This window comes from Phyllobacterium sp. P5_D12 (assembly GCF_054049495.1).
In genome coordinates this window covers 1-4612 of record NZ_JBFUMG010000366.1, presented here as the reverse complement: position 1 = coordinate 4612, position 4612 = coordinate 1, and the positions used below count along the sequence as shown (strand labels likewise).

Annotated in this window: 1 protein-coding gene and 3 pseudogenes; 3 read left to right on the top strand and 1 reads right to left on the bottom strand. The window is 55.2% G+C overall.

The features are described 5' to 3' along the window. The 3 genes and pseudogenes from ACXJ5O_RS19510 to ACXJ5O_RS19500 all read left to right on the top strand — a co-directional run. A pseudogene (locus ACXJ5O_RS19510) lies at nucleotides 1–347 on the top strand (hypothetical protein); the annotation flags it as partial. 319 nt (nucleotides 348–666) lie between these two features. Beyond that, on the top strand, nucleotides 667–2781 hold the full coding sequence (gene katE / locus ACXJ5O_RS19505) for a catalase (protein WP_457301341.1): 2115 nt from the start codon (nucleotides 667–669) through the stop codon (nucleotides 2779–2781). A 198-nt stretch (nucleotides 2782–2979) separates the two neighbouring features. Next, nucleotides 2980–3105 (top strand): annotated as a pseudogene (locus ACXJ5O_RS19500) (ethanolamine utilization protein); the annotation flags it as partial. A 262-nt stretch (nucleotides 3106–3367) separates the two neighbouring features. Here the strand turns inward: ACXJ5O_RS19500 and ACXJ5O_RS19495 are convergent. After that, a pseudogene (locus ACXJ5O_RS19495) lies at nucleotides 3368–4612 on the bottom strand (hypothetical protein); the annotation flags it as partial.

Below are 4612 nucleotides of genomic sequence, written 5' to 3'. Positions count from 1 at the left end.
GTGCTGAGGTTTCGCGCATTTTGTTGAACTCCGCAGCTACCGGAACGCTCCCTCCCGAAGATCGCACGTACCTTGATCAATTGGTTGCGGCGCGCAGCGGCCTGAACGAGCCGGATGCGAAGGCACGCGTAGAYGCCGTTCTYGYACGGGCGGATGCYGCAAARAAMTCGGCAGCCGAGGCAGCAGACAGTGCAAGAAAGGCCGCAGCCGCGGCGGCGTTCATGGCAGCGTTCTCATTGCTGCTGGGCGCATTTATCGCAAGCGTTGCCGCGGCTCTCGGCGGCAGACAGCGCGATGATGACGAGGCGGTCTATTCGTTGGCATCAGGCAGAGCCCATCTGGCCTGAATGGAATGAACAGGAAAGTGGCTCCGGCGTGCGGCGTTTGAACGGCAGAGCCACAGACGGATAATTGCTTGGCGGGAGCGTGCTCTCGCCAATTGGTGTGGGAAAAAGCTCGTCACCATATCGTGACTGCCGCCACGGCCAGCAGAGTGCGCAATCCGGCGGCCCGCCCAAGATGGTGTTTTTCCCATCGTTCCGTTTCTGGTGGAACCACGACGACTGCTGTTGGTTACAGACCAAGTCGTAAGAAGTGCAAAAGGCCGGCGACTGTGAACTCAATCGTTCCGGCCGAAATTGTGAGATGGTCTCAAAAGGAACGCCAATGCCCAAGAAATCCAAATTAACGCCCCCTCAAACGGCAACAATTAACGATCAGACATTGAACCGTGGTGCAGGCGGCGAGTTGCATCAGCAGGCGGGAGGCGGCGTGCCTGTCATGACGACGGCACAGGGTGGGCCTGTCGGTGATGACCAGAATTCCTTAAAAATCGGAGCGAGAGGCCCTACGGTCCTGGAGGACTTTCATTTCCGGGAAAAGATCTTTCATTTCGACCATGAGCGCATTCCTGAACGCGTTGTCCATGCTCGTGGCTATGGCGCACACGGCTATTTCGAAACATACAAGTCGCTTGCGAAATATACCCGCGCGGACCTCTTTCAACGGGCAGGAGAAAAAACGCCGGCCTTCGTCAGGTTTTCGACGGTAGCGGGCAACAAAGGCTCTTTTGACCTGGCACGCGACGTCAGAGGATTTGCGGTCAAAATGTATACGCAGGAAGGCAACTGGGATTTGGTGGGCAACAACATTCCGGTTTTCTTCATTCAGGACGCAATTCGCTTTCCGGATATGGTTCATGCGGTCAAGCAGGAACCTGATAGCGGCTTTCCTCAAGCTCAGTCTGCCCATGACAATTTCTGGGACTTCATCAGTCTGACGCCTGAAAGCATGCACATGATCATGTGGGTCATGTCTGATCGCGCTATTCCACGTTCCTTCCGTTTCATGGAAGGTTTTGGCGTCCATACATTTCGCTTTGTTAATGCGAAGGATGAATCCACTTTCGTCAAATTTCACTGGAAGCCGAAGCTCGGACTGCAATCAGTGGCATGGAATGAGGCGGTGAAAATAAACGGAGCTGATCCAGACTTCCATCGCCGTGATCTTTGGGATTCGATCAAGTCAGGCGCATTTCCGGAATGGGAACTGCAGGTTCAGCTCTTCGATCAGGCGTTTGCCGACAATTTCGATTTCGATATTCTTGACGCAACAAAGATCATACCGGAGGAAGTCCTGCCTCCCGTTCCGGTAGGCCGCCTCGTCCTCGACCGCATGCCCGACAATTTCTTTGCCGAGACCGAACAGGTTGCCTTCATGACGCAAAACGTCCCGCCGGGTATCGATTTTTCTAATGATCCGTTGCTTCAGGGCCGTAATTTTTCTTATCTCGACACACAGCTGAAACGGCTCGGCGGCCCCAACTTCACCCACCTTCCCATCAATGCTCCCAAATGTCCGTTTGCACACTTCCAGCAAGACGGTCATATGGCCATGCGCAATCCTGTCGGGCGAGCAAATTATCAGCCCAACTCGTGGGGAGACGGACCAAGAGAATCCCCAGAGCGCGGGTTCCGCTCCTTCGCTGATACGGAATCCGGGCAAAAGATGCGGCTGCGTGCTGAGTCCTTCGCCGACCACTATAGCCAGGCCCGGCAGTTCTTCATCAGTCAGACCGCTCCGGAACAAAACCATGTCGCCGCGGCGCTCACCTTCGAGCTCAGCAAGGTACAGACGCCCGTCATTCGCGAGCGCGTTGTCTCGCATCTTCTCAACATCGATGAAGGGTTGGCTGCGAATGTAGCAAGCGGACTTGGACTGAAAGATATGCCCTCTCCGGCAGATGCGGCCATGCCGACACGTCAGGATCTCGCCGCCTCTCCCGCTCTCAGCATCCTGAACAAAGGGCCCGGCCACTTTGAGGGGCGGAAACTTGGCATTTTGCTGACAAACGGTTTCGAACCCAAGCTTGTGAAGGCTCTGCAGAAGGCGCTTGCTGGTGAGAAAGCCACATTTGAAATTATCACTCCGGCTGTGGGTGGCGCGGAAGCCGCTGACGGCAGTATTGTTTTAGGCAATCAGATGATCGGTGGCGGACCATCAGTGCTCTATGACGCGGTCGTCGTTCTGCCTTCAGACACTGGTGGTGTTGATCTTGCAAAAGACTCTACGGCCCGGGACTTCGTGGCCGATGCTTTCGCCCACTGCAAGTTTATCGGATACAACAAAGCTGCTCTACCTCTGTTCGAAAAGGCCGGCATCGTGGATGACCTTGACGAAGGCGTAATCCTTCTCTCCGGTCCAAACGACATTCCCGCGTTTATCAAAAACCTCGGAAAACTACGCCTCTGGTCGCGCGAACCAAATGTTAAAATGACGTGAGTGCCCCGGTCGTGTTGCAGCGTCGCTGAGCCAGGGCTGGCGAAGTAGGTGTCGCTTCGCCATCTACTATTGCTCGTTGAACCACGAACCTGCTCAGGCGTTATTTTCGGCCAACCTGTTAACCCCACAACGGAGTTATCCCATGGCTGTTCAAAAGTTCGCCATCACCGAAGCATCATTCGAGCGGTCGCGACTCCTATCACCGCCGGTTTGGGTGAGATTGTCTATATGCCGAAGGGCACGTCGGTCACCATCCACTCGCATGAGCAGGGGGCGATCACCGCCTACGTCACATATCCGCACTGGCGGGAGGCGCTCAAATGAGCCAAGGTTTTCCGATTGCGTAGCTTTAGATAAGTCAGTCGACCGTCAAATTACCGCGTAACTGCGCCTTTTCATGAGGAACCGCATCGAATGGCTTTAAGAGCGCGGTTCCACTTGAGGCATTGTGCGATCTTTTCGGCACAAATCCGAAACATTGCGCGAACGGTCTAAGCGGCGAGCATACGGAGCTTGGCGCGTAGTGAAAACAGACGAGGGGCAGATTTGCCAGTGCTCGGGAATACAACCTACCAGTAGGCCCGCGTTACGGGTTGCGGGCGATCTTTAAGCTTTCTGTCTTCCCAATAGCGATCTCGAGCTGCTGCAACTCTGTACTGTTCGCACATTGTTCGAGTAGATCTTGAAAGGCCTTTTGAGTCGTAACCGACATTACCCAACCAAGCGGGGGCTGCACGGGGGCGGGTTGATCGGGCGTGGATTCGTCTTTCGTGCACATCGCCAAATGAGCGAAGTAAGGATTTGCGTTGTTCGCCTCGACGTGAGTGGACTGCTTGACACTCTCGTTCTTCGCCTTGTCCAGTGAGGCTGCAGTTTGCATCTGCGGGGACTGTAATGAGGCTGCCGACGGCGACGTTTGCGCATTTTCAGGATTGCGAAATTCCGCGCAAACCTGGACAGCGAGTTCGGCCGCAGCCCGATTTCCGTGTGCCTCGCGCACGTTCTTGATGCCTTGGAACGGAGCAATAAATTCGTTAATCCAAGCATTTTGAACGTCTTCCTCATTAAGCGAAAGATAGTTCGGCGACCCTTCGACCTTCTGTGATGCGCCAGAGGCGCCCGACGGATCACCTTCCTGCTCGGCGACGCTCACAAGACATTGACCGTGGTCTTTAGCCTCTTTGATGCGAACGAGCGCGTTGGCTTCTTTGAGGCTTGGATCGCTGCTGATCATGAGGACAACCAGCTTAACTCCCGGGTTCTTGCCTCTCAGTTCCCACCTCGCAGCGCGGGCAATTTCCAGCGCGGTAAGCGCGCCGTAATTCTCAAAGTATCCGCCGTCGATGACGGAACCACGTTTTTCACCAAGATCCCCAGCTGGAGATATATAGGTAAAGCGCGCACTGTTGTGAGCGGCCGTACTCGCCCGCACGTCTTTGCCCAACACGTGCAGCGCATCCAAGCTGTCGATAAACACATTCCGCTCAATAAGAACGTGGCCGGTAATAATGCGCTTGCCGGTTTCTTCATGCGTGGCGTTAAGCAGAAGAATGGGGCGCCACGGCGCCTCGCCTTTCACGATCGAAAACAAGCTCAAGAACGGCCGCGCCATCAGGCCTTCGCTTGCTTGTTCGAAGCTTCTTTCGAGGGTAGTGCCGCGATCGACCTGACCAACGTGCGGCAAGAAGCTTGACGGTGCATCGACAAACACCAAGTTTGCAAGAGCAGGCGCGAGGAAATCCGCGGTCAGGAATTTGGTAGCACGTGGACACGTCTCGCCCTTCGTCGGACATCCAAGCTTGTCACGCTCCACCAGCGCTGCTTCGAATGC